The 15,478-nt window shown below is 58.8% G+C and carries 12 protein-coding genes and 1 pseudogene; 8 read left to right on the plus strand and 5 right to left on the minus strand.

What is annotated here, in order from left to right:
- Positions 1–3: 3 nt before the first annotated feature.
- The gene (gene pgfA / locus QP995_RS05640) at positions 4–1,164 is read right to left on the minus strand and encodes a cell envelope lipid trafficking protein PgfA (RefSeq protein WP_284853009.1); all 1,161 of its coding nucleotides are present in this window, start codon (positions 1,162–1,164) and stop codon (positions 4–6) included.
- A gap of 196 nt (positions 1,165–1,360) precedes the next feature.
- Here pgfA and QP995_RS05645 point away from each other — a divergent pair, with 196 nt between their 5' ends.
- Complete coding sequence (locus QP995_RS05645; protein ID WP_049171762.1) at positions 1,361–2,641, plus strand: acyltransferase family protein; 1,281 nt, start codon at positions 1,361–1,363, stop codon at positions 2,639–2,641.
- A gap of 6 nt (positions 2,642–2,647) precedes the next feature.
- Here QP995_RS05645 and QP995_RS05650 read toward each other — a convergent pair whose 3' ends face one another.
- From QP995_RS05650 to QP995_RS05660, 3 genes are all read right to left on the minus strand, one after another.
- Positions 2,648–6,250 (minus strand): alpha-(1->3)-arabinofuranosyltransferase domain-containing protein, encoded by a 3,603-nt coding sequence (locus tag QP995_RS05650; protein ID WP_284853010.1) that lies wholly within the window; start codon positions 6,248–6,250, stop codon positions 2,648–2,650.
- 29 nt (positions 6,251–6,279) lie between these two features.
- Positions 6,280–6,474: a DUF2613 domain-containing protein gene (locus QP995_RS05655; RefSeq protein ID WP_070652737.1), complete on the minus strand. Its 195-nt coding sequence runs from the start codon at positions 6,472–6,474 to the stop codon at positions 6,280–6,282.
- Between the two features lie 196 nt (positions 6,475–6,670).
- Positions 6,671–7,150 (minus strand): universal stress protein, encoded by a 480-nt coding sequence (locus tag QP995_RS05660; RefSeq protein ID WP_005510532.1) that lies wholly within the window; start codon positions 7,148–7,150, stop codon positions 6,671–6,673.
- A gap of 187 nt (positions 7,151–7,337) precedes the next feature.
- Between QP995_RS05660 and QP995_RS05665 the strand changes: the two genes are divergently transcribed.
- From QP995_RS05665 to QP995_RS05695, 7 genes are all read left to right on the plus strand, one after another.
- Positions 7,338–8,669 carry an MFS transporter gene (locus QP995_RS05665; RefSeq protein ID WP_284853011.1) on the plus strand — a complete coding sequence of 444 codons (1,332 nt, stop codon included), beginning with the start codon at positions 7,338–7,340 and terminating at the stop codon, positions 8,667–8,669.
- Positions 8,670–8,725: 56 nt separating this feature from the next.
- A complete protein-coding gene (locus QP995_RS05670) occupies positions 8,726–9,895 on the plus strand; it encodes a sensor histidine kinase (RefSeq protein WP_070437227.1) in 1,170 nt (389 codons plus the stop codon).
- On the plus strand, positions 9,892–10,557 hold the full coding sequence (locus tag QP995_RS05675; protein WP_070437225.1) for a response regulator transcription factor: 666 nt from the start codon (positions 9,892–9,894) through the stop codon (positions 10,555–10,557). The genes QP995_RS05670 and QP995_RS05675 overlap by 4 nt, the downstream gene beginning before the upstream one ends.
- A 91-nt stretch (positions 10,558–10,648) precedes the next feature.
- Positions 10,649–11,038 (plus strand): recombinase family protein, encoded by a 390-nt coding sequence (locus tag QP995_RS05680; RefSeq protein WP_070429408.1) that lies wholly within the window; start codon positions 10,649–10,651, stop codon positions 11,036–11,038.
- Between the two features lie 15 nt (positions 11,039–11,053).
- Positions 11,054–11,521: a recombinase zinc ribbon domain-containing protein gene (locus tag QP995_RS05685; RefSeq protein ID WP_224433374.1), complete on the plus strand. Its 468-nt coding sequence runs from the start codon at positions 11,054–11,056 to the stop codon at positions 11,519–11,521.
- A gap of 84 nt (positions 11,522–11,605) precedes the next feature.
- The gene (locus QP995_RS05690; protein ID WP_070595712.1) at positions 11,606–13,393 is read left to right on the plus strand and encodes an ABC transporter ATP-binding protein; all 1,788 of its coding nucleotides are present in this window, start codon (positions 11,606–11,608) and stop codon (positions 13,391–13,393) included.
- A complete protein-coding gene (locus tag QP995_RS05695) occupies positions 13,390–15,138 on the plus strand; it encodes an ABC transporter ATP-binding protein (RefSeq protein WP_284853012.1) in 1,749 nt (582 codons plus the stop codon). Before QP995_RS05690 ends, QP995_RS05695 begins: the two co-directional genes overlap by 4 nt.
- A gap of 82 nt (positions 15,139–15,220) precedes the next feature.
- On the opposite strand, the pseudogene QP995_RS05700 reads toward QP995_RS05695, so the two are convergent.
- Positions 15,221–15,478, minus strand: a pseudogene (locus QP995_RS05700) (IS1249 family transposase); the annotation flags it as partial.

Below are 15,478 nucleotides of genomic sequence, written 5' to 3' on the forward strand. Positions count from 1 at the left end.
GTCTTAGGCGGACTTGCTGCGAACACGGAAGCCAATCACAATGAGGACCAGGCCGAGGATACCGAGGACCCACGGTGCGACAGTGCCACCGATAGTCAGCGACTTACGTGCTTCCTTAGCGCGGTCCATCTGGCGGCCCTTGGAGCCTTCGTCCCACTGAGCGGTGTACTTCATCGCGGTACGGTTCTGCTCCTTGGCTTCCTTTTCACGGCCAGCCTTGGAAGCAATTTCTTCAGCTTCCTTGTCGTCCTTGGCGTAGAACATGAACATTTCTTCAGTACCGTTGACGATCACGCCAGAGGTCGGCTCGACGCGGACAGTACGGACGTTGGTGTAGTAACGATCCAACTCGACGTCGTCGTCACCCTCCAGGCCCCACTTGTGAGCCGGGAAGCTCAGGCGCATGGAAGCCAGCGAGGACTTGTCAGCCTCGGTGAGCTTGCGGCCGTCGCGAGTGAAGTGCTCGGTCAGGGACTCGTAGAGGTTCTGCGGCGGAATGGTCATGGAGTACTTGTAGACCTTGACGCCATCCTGAGTTTCCTCACCGACGAAGTCGATCTCGAAGTTACGCATCGCCTGGACGTCGTAGTACGGGTAGGACTTCTTCTCAGTACCAAACGGGAACTGGTACTGGATGCCCGGACGGGTGAACGTCGGCGGCTTGGTGTCCGAACCACCCTGCGGTGCGTTAATAGCAACGCTGGAGATCGGGTCATCTACCGGGTACGCAGTGCTGCGGTCGACGGTGATGCGGTCGAGGGTCGCATTGATGAGGTTCTTCGGCTCTTCGCGGTCATCGCGCAGCAGAGTGGTACCGACCTGGAGAGTTGCGATCTTGTCGTCAGCCGGCTCCTCGATCTCAACGTGGCGCTTCGACTGCATCGGAGTCTTGTCGTTGATGAAGCAGTGGACCGGGAGATCGCGCTTCTCTTCGTCCGTCTCTGCCTTGCAGCGCGGGTCATTCTTGCGGTTTGGCGTTGGCTCATTCTTGCCCAGCTGGCTGGAGTCCAACAGAGTGCCGTCGCGCACCTCCGTGATGGTATCGCTCACAGTGTCAAGTGGGATGACCCGGAGGCGAGGCACCAGGAAGGTTGGCAGAAGGACGGCAATGACAATCAATGCAGCACCGATAATAATCAGTGCATGTCCGAGAGTTCTCTTCATCAGCGGATAGTCCTTTAACTGTACGTAACTTTCTGCTGCAAAACCTAGCAGGAAGTTAGGAGTTATGTGGTGTGTTTTTTAAAAATAACTTGTCGGGAAAACAAAAGAGTTTTGGAAAAACCGGCCTGAACAGGACTTATTTCATAATAAAATACAAGTGATTTTACTCATTCCGGTATCCGTGTAAGAAAGTACTATGACGTCCAAGGCATATGCGGCAGCGCCAAACGCTGGGCAAGACACAGTGTCGAGCTCTGTGCCGAACTCTACGCCGAACACTGTATCCAGCTCGGGATCCAGCACTGCATCGAGCTCTGCCACCACATTCCGCCCAGGCTTCCTGCCTTCGCTGGAGGGCCTGCGAGCTGTGGCTTCGATGGGCATCATCGGCACGCACGTCGCATTCCAGACCGGGCATGATGTGGGAGCCCTGTGGGAGCGCATCCTCGGCCGCTTCGACTTCTTCGTGGCCGTTTTCTTCGTGCTGTCCGGATTCCTGTTGTGGCGTTCTCACCGCTCGGGTTACGGCGGAATTCCCCGTCGTAAAGCATTGTCCGATGCCGACGGCGGACGGAAGAAGAGCTGGGCGAAGTACTACAAGAAGCGCGTCGCGCGCATTATGCCCGCGTACTGGGTGCTAGTGCTTATTGTGCTCATCGCACTGCCGGTGGGGCGCGGCGCGGATCTCAAGATTTGGCTAACAAATCTGACGCTGACACAGGTGTATTTCTCCGGCTCGCTGCACGGTGGGTTGACGCACCTGTGGTCGTTGTCGGTGGAGGTCGCGTTCTACATCTCGCTGCCGCTGTTTGCCATTGGGCTTAGCCGGTTGGACCCGCATCGCCAGCAGGGGCGCCGCATAGTGGCAATTTCCCTGCTTGCGATCTTGAGCTTCGGCTGGCCCTACCTGCCACTGCCGTACCCAGAAGGCGTTAACCCGCATATTCAGCCGATTGCCTACTTTTCCTGGTTCGCAGCTGGCATGATTCTCGCCGAGCTGGAATCGCTCCAGGGCGTCGATACCGATGCCGCCCGCGCGAAGGTGGAGACCATGCAGCGCTGGGCACGCCGCCGTTCGCTGTGGCTGGCGATCGCCGTTGGTGCGCTGGTTCTGGCTTCCTACCTGGGTCCCGAAGGGCTAGTCGAGCTCACCAACTGGGAATTCACCCGCCGCCTGCTGTGCGGTCTGGTCTTCGGTGCCGCCATCATCGGCCCCTGGACGATAGCGCCGGAGTCTCGCTTCCTTGAACACCCCATCATGCAGGCGCTAGGGCGCTGGTCGTACGGTATCTTCCTCTGGCACGTGGCGATGCTCTCCATTGCATTCCCGCTGCTTGGCGTGAAGCTGTTCACCGGACATCTGCTCAGTGTCACCATTGTCACGGTCGCACTGTCGATTCCGGTGGCCGCCGCCTCCTACGCGCTCGTCGAGGAACCTGCCCGCCGCTTCTTCGCACGCGTCTGGGTCAACCGCTAACGGCTTTTAATCAGCGGTGTTGTCGGTGTCGTCATCAGCACCGCCACCGGAAAGCATCGAGCAGCACGCCACGATCGTCAGCGCCGCCGTCAGCAGTAACTGAAGCGGCCAGCCGGCACCGGCGTAGTCATCCTTTGGCCATGGGTTCGCCGCCAGCACCAAGCCCGCAATCGACATCATCGCAGCAAGCGCCACAATTAGTGCATTTCGCACGTTCAGCCATGGTTTGACGACGTCCCCACGCTTCCGTGCCCAGAAAACCGCACCAAGGGTAGCGGCAACCACCACGAGGGCAACGACCACGCCAGGCCAGCTGGATACCAGGGTCACTGTCGCGGCAGCCGCAATGCCAATAGCCGCCCGCGGCAAGTCATTGCCCAGCGAAGATGCGGAAATCGGGGCGGTGAGAGCGAATCGTCGCCAAGCGAAAGCCAGCCCCACAGCGACCAGTGCGTACACAGCTGCGAGTGCGCCGCCTGCGAGAATTCCAGTACGCCAGGTCTGCTGCGGTGGATAGGTCAGCTCGACGGCACCACCAATTCCAGCCGGAATCGTCCAACCCTGCTGCCAACCAGAGACCGTTACCGGCTTCATGGCGGCACCTCCGACACGAAGTTCGTGGCCAGCATTGACAGAGATTGGCAGCCACACGATGCGATCGTGGTCGGCAGCCTCAATGGGATTGTTCAGGTCGATTGGCGTGACTTTCTGCTGCGCAGCTGACGGCGCGAAGTAGTCAGTCGAGGTGAGCGATACCCAATCGGACTTGGCGTCGATGCGCCATGGACCCGGCGAGAGCTCAATCTCTTCACCACAGGTCAGCTCGCGGTGATCAGAACCGTCACCTCGCTGGAGGCTGGCCCACGGGTCTCCGATGCTGTTGCGACAGGTATCAGCATCGACCTTCACCTTTACCGGCTTCGGAACGGTGAACAGGCGCACCAGCGTGCCCTCGTGAATCTCCTGGCCAAAGACCCAACGCTGAGCCAGCGACGAGGAATTCGGTACCACCGGGACACGAACCGGCGTGAGGTCCTCCGCTATATCCTCGGCGGAAAGTTCCGCCTCTCCATCGGAATCGGGGTTGCTGGATTCGAATGCGTCGAAGCCAGTGTCCCGCTTTGGAATCACCAGTCCTAGCTCCGAGATAGCAAAGCCCACAGGAGCAATCTTTGCTGTGATGCGCACAGATGTGGTCTTGCCGCCGGGCAGCGGAATGCGAGTCGTCTCACCCGGGACCAACTGTACGGAGCTGGAAGCCGTATCGGTCTGGATGCGCAGTTGCGCCGGAACGCGAGCACCGGTCAGGCTGAGCACTGCGTTATCGGTCGGTTCCTTCCACGACAGCTTGACCCACTCAGCCTGACTCTTGCCTGCCAGGGGTTCCCACCAGGTAGAGGTGTCGCCGTCGAGCATTGCGTTGACCGAGTGGTCAGCCGATGCGCCACCGACGTTGTATGGCTCAGAGGCCGACGATGAAACCTCAATTGTGGCGCGACCCGTTGCTGTCTGCGTCAGTGGCAGTCCCGCGACGGGGTAGTCCGGAACGAGGTTGCGGACATATGAGTCCTCGTCTTCGGCCAGGATTGCCGACTCCGCTCCGACGACTTCACCATAGCTGCGGCCGCGGCGTGCGGGAGTGTCGGTGACAGTGCCGGCGTTCTTACCGGACAGGATGCGCACCGGGGCATCGGAATCGACCTCATCAAGCCGCGGGAGCACTTCAGGACCACCGGCGACCAGCGGTACCTGTGTAGTGTCCACCAACCGCGGCGAAAGGGCCCGATTGCGCAGCTCCTTCGGGCCCGCGCCCCAGATCTGGATAGCGGTATGGCCGTCCTCGTCCGTGAACTCCGCCACCTTTTCCATGGTCGGGGAGTCCTGCAGCGTGGAGGTGATGGCACGCAGTGAATCGCCCCTCGAGGTAACTCTCAAGTCGTGGCGGACCAGCACATAGCCGATGCCATTGTTGCGCAGGGTGGCATCCAGTGCCGGTACCTCACGGCCCCGAGTCAGTGAATTGCGCAGACCATCGAGGCCGCGAATCGCCTCTGGAGGCACTAGCGGCACCGTATCGCGGACGGCCCAGGGCACGTCGGCAAGCGGCTGGAGCGGTTCGTCGCGAGTATTGCCCCATGTCTGATCAGCAAACGGCGATGACGGCACCACCAGCGTGCGGGTGTCCTCGCCCTGCTCATTCAGCCAGTCGGCCGCTTCGTGCCAGTAGCCCGGAACCTCGGAAAAACTGCCTGTCGGGGCGAGGCGTGCGCTCCACGCAGGGGCGGTGGCACTGGCGATAACCACCAGAACCAGCATCGATGCGATAGCGCGCGGGTGCTTCTCAGGGTGCAGCCACTGCTGCCAGCCAGTGGCTGCTGAATCGCTCGGCGACTGGTCAGCGCGCTCGTTCGTGTGCTCGTTCGCCGGCTCTCGCCACGGCCATGGCAGCTGGGCTGTCGCATGAGCGAAGCCGATAACAAGTGGCAGACGCACAATAGTGTCAAATTTGTGCAGGTTGCGCACTGCTGCGAGCGTGGAATCGAGCACCTCTCGAGCCGATTCCCACGCCAGTCCGAATGGCTCCGTCCAGGCCGCCATGATGACAAGCCCGATGAGCAGCATCATCAGCCACATTCGACGCAGCGGCAGCGAGCGCATGACCAAGCCAAGTAGTCCAATCGCCGCTACAGCCAGGGTGGCGTAAATGAGAATGGGCTCCGCGACCAGCGCATTTCCGCCGACTCGTTCGAAAGAGACAAACGGTGTCCACGAGGTGGAACCGCGGAGTGTCTCGCCGAGACTCAACCAACGAGTGGTCACACCGGAGGACTCGATGTAGTCCGTAAACGGTGGTGAGTACTTGCCCAGCAGCAGTAGCGGCACAATCCACCACATGCTGACCGCTGCACACGCAGCCAGCCAACCGCCGAGCATCGTCCACGCACGCCCGCGACGAGGCCCCGTAAAAGCGAAGAAGAGCAGCATCAGACCTGCGGGGATGCAAGCCGCCGCTGTACTGACCGCATTGACCGCGCCAGTGCACAGTACCGCTAGACCGGACAGCAATACGGCACGGGCAGTCGCACGCCAGGGCAGTTCCTCGCGCCGGGCTGCGACCCGCAGGAGCGGAAGCAGAATCCACGGTGCCAGCGCGACGGGCCAGGTCTCGGACGAAATCGCGCCCAACGTCGTAATCACACGCGGCGACAACGCGTACAACAATGCCGCCAATACGCGAGAGGTATGCGTGCCGACGTTTATAGCTTCGGCCACGCGATATGCGCCGGTAAAAGCCACGCAGAGAGTAAGGCTCCACCACAGCGCCTGAACCAGCCAGCCGGGCGCTAGGACATCGGGCAGCAAACTAAACAGCGCGAAGAATGCGCCCTGTGGAAAGAGATAGCCATATGCCTGGTTTTGGAGCTGTCCCAGCGGCATGGTGTCTGACCACATGTTGAGCGAGGCGGACAAAAACCCGATGGGGTCTTCTGTCAGGTCGTGCTTTGTGTCAGCGACAGTCTTGCCGGGAGACTGGATGAATGCCAGCAGGCACAGCAAAGCCCACCAAGGTACAAGCACGCGCTTACGCGCTCGAACAAAGGTGGGCATAGCTTTAAAGGAGGGTTAGCGTTAAAAACTTAACGCTGACCGTACTCGACACCGCCAAGCAGAGCGTCATCGGCGGAAACAGCCTGTGCTTCCGGAATTCGGTCTTCGGTCAGAGCCTGGCCGATGCCGAAGATAGCGGCACCACCGAGAAGGGCGCCAATGAGCGCCGAGGCCAGGGCAGGGCCAACGCTACGACGCTGCTCGGAATCAGTTTCGTATGCCATGTTGAGGACTCCTCGTGTGCATTAAGTCAATACTGTTTATAAAACTACACTCTGTGACTTCTGTAAACCAGTGGAACAGCTGGGATTCTCTCCCCGCCTTGAATTTTGAGCGGTTTCAGCGGTCATTGAGTTTTCTTAGTTGAGAGATTAACCCATTTTCTATCAGCTAAGTAAGTTTTTAAAAATTTTCTAGAAATTATTCCTTTTCCCCCGGAACGACGAGGACCGGGCGGCCAGCATTCTTCAGCAACGCGTCAGAGGTCGAGGCGGTGAACAGACCACGCAAACCAGTCACACCACGAGTGCCGGAGATAATCACGCCCGCATCGAGGTCGTGAGCTGCATCGACGATGGCCGACCAGATAGTAGTTTCCGTCTCTACCAAGTAGGGCTCCGCGACGAAGCCAGCCTCAGCGGCAATCTGTACACCCTCACGGCAAATACGGACGGCCTCGTCGTGAGCCGGATCGCCGTCTTCAGTCGTGGCATCCCAGTCGGGCTGCATCATGCCAGAGGCGCCAGCAGTGCGCGCTGCAGCGCGCTGCAGGGGTTCCCAGGCAGTCAGAATGTAGGCCTTCTTAACGCGCAGCAGTTTTCCGGCATAGGCCAGCGCCCGCTTGGCTTCGTCGGAGCCGTCGTAGGCAATGAGCATGGAATCAGAAATCGGTTCAACCATTTTTGAGTTCAATCCTTACGTCAGAGATAGCCGAAAGACTGTCAATAGATAAAGAAAAAGAGATGTCGTTGTAGTCCAGGATAGGACAACAGCAACATTCAGCACGCTAGTTTTTTAAGCTTCCCCGAACCCAGCCGGCTTGGGTCAGCTAGAGAGTCCTTAGCAGGAAGCGGTAACGTCCATTGTTATGGCGATAGAAGAAAAACCAGGGCAACCACAGCCAAAGGCTGCCGGGTCCTCGAAGAATGCCATCGCGCTCAGCGTTCCCGTTCTTGTTATCGCCGTAATCGTCGCGGCGCTGAATTTGCGCCCGAGTATTGCGTCAATCGGTCCGGTGCTTGATCAGCTCCTATCCGACCTTGGCGCTTCCTCCGCCTTTGGTGGTTTGATTACAGCGATTCCGGGGCTCGCATTTTTCGCGATTGGGTTGTCCGCGGTTTCCGTCGGCAAGCGAATGGGCTTAAGCGGTGCACTCACACTGTCTGCGACGTTGCTATTCGTCGGCCTTGCGGTGCGCCCGTGGGTGAGCAGCATCTGGCTATTGCTGTTGTTTACTGCGTTATCGGTTGCGGGCATTGCGCTGGGAAATGTGCTGCTACCTGCGTGGATTAAGGTGCACGGTGGTCGCCATACGGTCGTGCTGATGATGCTGTACTCCAGCATGATCGCCCTCGGCGGTGGACTGGGGCCAGCGACGGCATTTTTGATTAGCGATTCTCCCGAGACATCTGCAGGTGGTATCGAAATGTGGCGCTGGGCGCTTGCCGCATGGGCAATCACCGCCCTGGTGCAGCTCGTCGTGTGGTTGCCGCTGCGTGCACGCATCGGATTCGACTACCCGAAGGCGCCGGTCAGTGCCTCGGCAAGCACACCAATCTGGAAGTCACCGACAGCCATTGCACTGGCAGTTTTCTTCGGCGTGCAGTCGATGAACGCTTACGTGCTGATGGGCTGGATGCCGAAAATGCTTATCGACGCAGGCATCAGCGTCAGCGTAGCTACCGCGGCATCCATGATTGTTCAAGGGCTGGGCATCATCGGCGGTCTGCTGATGCCACCGCTGATTGCACGGCTCCGCACCATGTCCTACGTCGCCTTTGGTCTCGGCTGCCTTTTCTTCCTCGGGTACGCGTTGATGATTCTGATCGACCAGCGGGGAGCGGCGGAAACTGGTGTTGGATACGCGATTGGGGCTGCGTTCCTGCTGGGCGTGGGTGGTTTTTGTTTCCCCATGGCTATCGCGCTGATTCCGGGCCGCACGCGCAGCCATGAGCTGACCGCGCGGCTGTCCGGCTTCGTGCAGCCAATCGGCTACATTTTCTCCGCAGTCGGGCCATTCCTGGTGGGTGTGGCCGCTGGAACGACGGAAACGTGGACACCTATTCTGGTCGTACTGCTTGGTACTACGGTCGTGCTTGCAGTGCTTGGGCTGGCTGTCGGTCGGCCAACGTACATTGATGACGAACTGGCCGACCGAGGTATCGGTGAAAAGAAGCCGGGGCGTATTCAGCTCGACTGAATTTAGGGGAGTTAGCTCCACTGCATTTGAACCCGGGCCAACTTAGCTTTGAACCTATGACAAAGAAAAAGAATTTAATCGCGCTGGCCTGGAGTTTTATTCTCGGACTGCTGTTCATTCCGGGTTTGATTGCCTCTGTTGTGCTTCTGCCGTGGATTCCGCTCATCGGCCGAGGTGCCGACTGGCTCTCTCGCTGGGTGGCATCGTGGTCCGGCACCCCGATTGCCAACCGCGTGACCAATCGTTGGTTCGACATCCGCAACTTCGTCAACTTGCTCGTCCAGTTGGCCATTGGCTTTGTCACCTTCACAGCGTGGGTCGGCGGCGGCTTCACTGTCGGTGTGCTCTTCGCTGCACCTTTCCTGGTTGATGAAGTGCAGTTTTTCAGCTGGACTCTGACGGACCCAACACAGAAAATTGCTGTTGCCTGGGTTTTCGCCATCCTCTTTTTGGCGCTGACCATCGCCATCAACTTCGGTGCCGGCCTGCTGTCCATTTGGCTCTCCCGCGTCATCCTCGCACCATCCAGCGAAGAAGTTACCCAATCCCGCGACGTGCTCATTGACTCCTTCTCAGGCGAGCGCCGCCGCATCGAACGCGAGCTTCACGACGGCCCTCAGCAACACCTGACCGCCTTGAAACTCAACATTGCCGCTGCTCGCATGGGTAAGACTGAAGAAGAGGTAGCCGAGGCGCTCACCGCCGCCGATAACAATGCAACGCAGGCGCTTGCACAGCTGCGCTCGGTGGTGCTTGGCATTGCTCCGCCGGTACTGTTTGAAAACGGTCTGGTGGCAGCAGTGGAGGAACTGGCCGCGCACTCCGGAATGCAGGTAGCCGTCCATGAAGATGGTGTCTCCGACTTCGGCCCGCTCGATGAGACCACAGCGTTGCTGGCGTACCACTGTGCAGCGGAAGCGTTGACCAATGCCACCAAACATGGTCACGCCGACAGCGCCGAGATCACTCTTGCGGTTCAGGCTCCAAAGAAGGCGCTCGTGTCCCATCTCGGTACGCTTACGGTCACCGTGCGCGACAATGGCGTAGGCCTGGAAGCACCATCGGGGGCGGACGCTGTAGACCTCGTAAAGCATGACGATGGAACCGGCATTGCAGGCCTGCGGGAACGGGCGGCAGCGCTCGGTGGCACCGTGTCGCTCACCAACGCCGACGGTGGTGCCGAATTGCGGTTGGAACTGCCCGTTCGCCAAGGAAGGACACGATGAAAATACTGCTGGCAGAGGACTCCGTACTCCTGCGCGAGGGGCTAACCGGCCTGCTGCGGGCGCTGGGGCACGAGGTCGTCGCCGTCGGCGATGCGGATCAGCTGCTCGCCACCGCCGAAGGGCAAGCGTTCGATGTCATCGTCACCGATGTCCGGATGCCGCCGAACATGCGTGACGACGGACTGCTCGCGGTCTCCACACTTCGCCAGGACAACCCTGACCAGCCGGTTGTGGTGCTCAGTCAATACGTAGCGGCCAGTTATCTGGATCGCCTGCTGCAGCATGGTGGCTTTGGGTACCTGCTTAAGGAACGCGTCTCGGATGTCGACCACTTCGTCGCAGCACTGGAAGAAGTGCGTGGTGGTGGTACCGTGGTTGACCCTGAAGTGGTCGCAACGCTGCTTACTGCAAAGCAGGACGGCATCGCCGCGCTGACCCCGCGCGAGCGCGAAGTGCTCGACCTGATGGCGCAGGGGCTTAGTAATAAGGAAATGGAAAAGCGCCTGGTGCTGACCGCTGGTGCAGTGAGTAAGCATGTGGCGAATGTGTTTTTAAAGCTCGGCTTCCAGCCGGAGGATAGCAACCGTCGTGTTAAAGCAGTGTTGCGGTGGCTGAGATACACTGCACCGTCGCCGTCGCCGTCGTCGTCGCCGTCGGCTTAGGTTGCGCCCCTGAATCAGCTCCATACCCACGCAAAAGCCCCCGCGCCGACTCCTTCGAAACGGGAGTCGGCGTGGGGATTATGGGTAATTGGTGCTACTCGGATATAAGAAAGGCGAGGGTGGAAGCCTCGTCATCGACGAGACGCAGGCTCCGACCGTGCGGTTGATCTACCAGCTGTTCCTTGATGGGATAGCGATCAGTGAGATTAAAACCGAGCTCGCTGCCCGCAAGATTCTCACCCCGCGCGGGAAAGAAGTGTGGTCAACCTCGACAGTGTGCTCCATCCTGTCCAACGAAAAATACAAGGACGACGCCCTGCTGCAAAAGACGTTCACCACCGATTTCCTTACTAAGAAGATGAAGGTCAACGAAGGCGAAGTACCCCAATACTATGTATCAGGTAATCATGAGCCGATTACCGAACCGCGTATCTGGGATCAGATGCAATACGAACTCGCCACCAGGCATGGCAACATATAGTCAGCGAAAGTCGGGTTGTTCTCCACCCGGCTGGAATGTGCTCGGTGTGGGGCGTGGTATGGGCGTAAAACGTGGGCGTCGAACACGAAATGCAAAGACGCAGTTTGGCAATGCAACCATAAATACACAGACGAACATCCCTGCAGCAGCGCGACGGTGAAAGACGAGCAGATCGAAGCGCTGATTGCGGAAAACCAGCGGTGTGCGCTCGACCAGGACGCCTGCCAATCCGCGTACGCCGAACTCGATACTACCTACCGTAAGACGCTCGCACGTAGAACAAGCCTGGAAAAAGATATCGCAGCGAACACCGCCAAGCACGCCGCCATCACCACAACCCTGAATGATCTGACAGGGGAACCTGTGAGCGAGTTTCACCCCGCACAATGGAGCGCACTTATCGACCACGCCATTGTCACCGAGGACGCGATCCGGTTCGTGTTCCGCACCGGTGAACAGGTGAGGATTGCCCTGAAAGGGTGATGTTCGTATCAGTTGACGTGCACAGTAGACACACCTCCCAGAAATATAGTAAGGTTAGGCATGTCTAAGAAGGATGGTGCTTACGTGAACGAAAGTGCAACGGATCGGGTTGTTGAAGGCGAGTATGGGTCGGCGAAGGAAAAATCAGTCGCTGGCCAGAACGCGATCCGTCAGCTATCGCAGCCGGTGAAAGGCAAACTGTTTATCGCGCAGGCCTTAACGTTCGCCTCTGGGGTGTTGGCTATCGCACCCTATGTGGCTTTGGTGGAGCTGGGAGCTGCGCTGATGCAAGACCGGGTGGACCCGGCGCGGGTGAACTGGATCGTGATGCTCCTTGTTTCTGCTTACATGGCGCGGTTGACTTTGTATTTTGTTGCGTTGGGCGTGACGCATTTTATTGACCTGTCGTTGCGTAATCAGATGCGTCGGCAAATTGCCGCCCGAATGTCGACTGCTCCGCTGTCGTGGTTTACCCGCGAGGGCGAAGGGAAGATCCGCAAGACCATTCAGGATGATACGGCCACGGTGCACACAGTGATCGCACACGGGCCGATCGAGAAACTGAACGCAATCGTCTCCCCGCTCGCCTTGTTGGCCTATGCGTTCGTGGTGGATTGGCGGCTCGCTCTGCTGTCGATTGCGACGATTCCGGTTTATGTGGGCATGTATGGCATGTCGATGCGTGGGATGAATGAGAAGACCGCGGAAATGGACACCAAGCTTGCTCAGGTTTCGGCAACGATGGCCGAGTTCGTTGCCGGTATCTCAGTGGTGAAAGCGTTCGGCAAGGTTGGCCAAGCACATAAAGCCTATTTAGATGCAGCTAACGAGTTTTCTAAGCTCTACCGGGCGTGGTGTATGCCGCTGGTGTCGATGTCGGCCGCCTCATTTTCGTGGGTGTCGATCCCGGTGTTGTTGATCGTGAACCTTGGCGGTGGCGCGTTGATGATGAACGCCGGTTGGGTGAGCATCTACGAGGTGATAGCGACGACGTTGATTGCCTTGGTGCTGCCGGGAGCGTTGATGGCAGTCGCAACCATCGCCTGGTCTTATCAGCTCGCAGGTTCAGCGGCAGTACGGCTGGTGAATGTCATGGAGCTACCGGCGTTGAGTCAGCCCGATGCGCCACAGACACCACACGGTCATGATATCGAGATTCGGGGTGTGTCGTATGCCTATGACGACACCCAGGCATTAGACGAGGTGAGCCTGAGCATTCCGGCAGGCACGGTGACCGCGCTGGTTGGCCCGTCGGGTGCGGGGAAGTCGACGTTGGCGAGTTTGATGGCCCGCTTTGATGACCCGGACGCTGGCACGATCACCATCGGCGGGGTTGATCTAAAGAGCATTTCCCAGGATGTGTTGTATTCGACGGTCGCATTCGTCCTGCAAGATGCACAGCTTATTCGCGACACCATCCACAACAACATTGCCCTGGGCGCGCGAGACGCAACCTTGGATCAGGTGCGGCAGGCGGCGAGAGCAGCGCAGATCGACGAGTTCATCATGAGCCTGCCAGATGGTTACGACACTGTGTTGGGGGAGGACACCCACGTTTCGGGCGGGCAGGCAGCCCGTATCGCGATCGCCCGGGCGCTCATGGTTGATGCCCCAGTGTTGGTGCTGGACGAGGCGACGGCGATGGCGGACCCGGAATCGGAATCGAAAATCCAACAAGCTCTCTCGACTCTTGCCAAAGGCAGAACCGTGATTGTGATCGCCCACCGACTGGCCTCGATCAGGGGCGCGGATCAGATTGTCGTCATGGAACGCGGGGGCATTGCTGTGGTCGGTAAACACGACGAGTTGTTGGGTAATGCGCACTATCAGGCACTTCTTGCCCAAGGTGCATGCGAGGAGATGACACGATGAATCAACTATTGCTGCCACGCTTTAAGCGTTTGATGGAACCCGCCTCGTGGCGAGACCTTTCGGTTGGTCAAGCGTGGGGTGCGGTCTCAGGACTGTGTCACGGCTTTGCCCTGCTCGCGCTACTCCCTGCAGCAAGCGCCTTGGCGACCGGAATGCCGGTGTGGGGGCTGTCGTTTTGGGGCTGGCTCATCGCCTTGGCGGTGTTCGCGGTGCTGGGCGTGGGCACGGAGTTTTATGGCATGCGCACCGGCTATATCGGCGCGCTTGGATTCATTCACGACGTCCACCAGGCAGTAGGTAACAAAGTAGCCCGCCTACCGTTGGGAGTGTTCGATTCGGGTAGCTCTGGACGGCTGTCGCGCATGGTCACCCAGGAAATGATGAACTTGGGCGAGTCGGCGGCACATTTCATTTTCTCTCTCGTCCAAAAACTCTCGGCCGTGCTGGTGATCACTGTGGGAACCTGGTTCTGGGATTGGCGGCTGGGACTGACCTTGACGATCGCGTTCCCGATCATGCTTGCCTTCCTCCATATTTCCCGTGTGCTTCTCGATAAGGGCAAGAAGGTTTCCGAACCAGCCGAATCGGAGCTGGCGGCTCGCATGGTCGAATTCGCCACCTGCCAAGGCGCGCTGCGCTCCTGCCATGTCGCCGACGACTACCCGGCCCTTGATCGGGCATTCAAACAGGCTGACCGCAAGGGTCGCAAAGCATTGTGGATCGAAACACTAGCGACCCTGATTAATGGGATGTTCGTTCAAGCGCTCATTGTGGTGATGATCTGGCTGACCGCCCAACTCGCCCTCGGCGGGCAAATGAATGCGCTGAACGCCGTGGTCACAATCGGCATGTGCCTGCGGTTCACCACCATGCTCCAAGACATCGGTGGCTGCATGACCGGGCTGGAAGAACGCCGCCAGCAGATGAACCACGTCGACAAGGTCATGGATGCCCCCGAACTGTCCGAACCCGATGCCTCTACACCGATAAACGCCCCTGGTGATGTTCGTTTCGAGGACGTCACCTTCGGCTACGATCCGGACACCCCGGTTCTCCGTGATATTTCCTTCCATGTCCCGCAAGGTGGCATGTGTGCCCTGGTTGGTCCATCTGGGTGCGGGAAGACGACGATCGCCCGGTTGGTTGCACGTTTCTGGGATGTGCAGTCCGGCAGCGTGCGCGTTGGCGGAGTGGACGTGCGCGAGCAGACCACCGAAGATTTGATGCGCCAGGTGTCTCTTGTCTTCCAAGACGTCTACTTATTCAACGACACTCTCGAAGCCAACATTCGCCTTGGCAACCCAGAAGCCACCGATGAAGAAATCAGGTGGGCCGCTGACCTGTCGGGCGTGACGGAAATCGTCAACCGCCTCCCAGATGGCTGGAATTCATTGGCGGGTTCTGGCGGGCGTGCACTGTCAGGTGGGGAACGGCAACGCGTCTCTATCGCTCGCGCCTTGGTGAAGAAGGCCCCGATCGTGCTTTTCGATGAGGCCACCAGCGCATTGGACGCGGAAAATGAAGCCAATATTGTTGCGGCGATGAATGAGCTACGCAAGCACTCCACGCTGATCGTGATCGCCCACAAACTTGAAACCATTCGACAAGCTGACCAAATTATTGTGCTCTCCCACGGTGGGCGTATCGCCCAGCGCGGGTGCCACGACGAGCTGGTCAACCAGCCGGGTCAATACCGCGATTTCTGGCAAGAGCGCATCAACGCAGGCGGATGGCAACTCGTCTAAACACAGCGCATATCAGCACATAAAAGGAAAAACTAGGGTTAAACGACAAAATGTGTGTCTGGCTCGGCGTGTCGCGCGGGGGTTAGATTTGGCCTTTCTGGATGCCGATTGAGTGGGTGTAGTCGGTGTCGATAGCGTTGTCGTAGAGGGCTGGTCGTCCTGTTTCGTGGTCGGCTTGGTTCTCGTGTTGGGTCAGGGTGGAAACTTTGGCGAGTTGGTCCTGGCCCCAGTTGGACTGCCTGGCGATTCGTGCTGGATCGTCAGGCAGTTCGGTTTTTAAGTAGAGCCACCAATCCAGCATTCGGCGTTGTCGTTCGCCTGATCTGCCGCGGTGTGTTCT

This window comes from Corynebacterium sp. MSK032 (assembly GCF_030232065.1).
Classification (GTDB): domain Bacteria; phylum Actinomycetota; class Actinomycetes; order Mycobacteriales; family Mycobacteriaceae; genus Corynebacterium; species Corynebacterium jeikeium_D.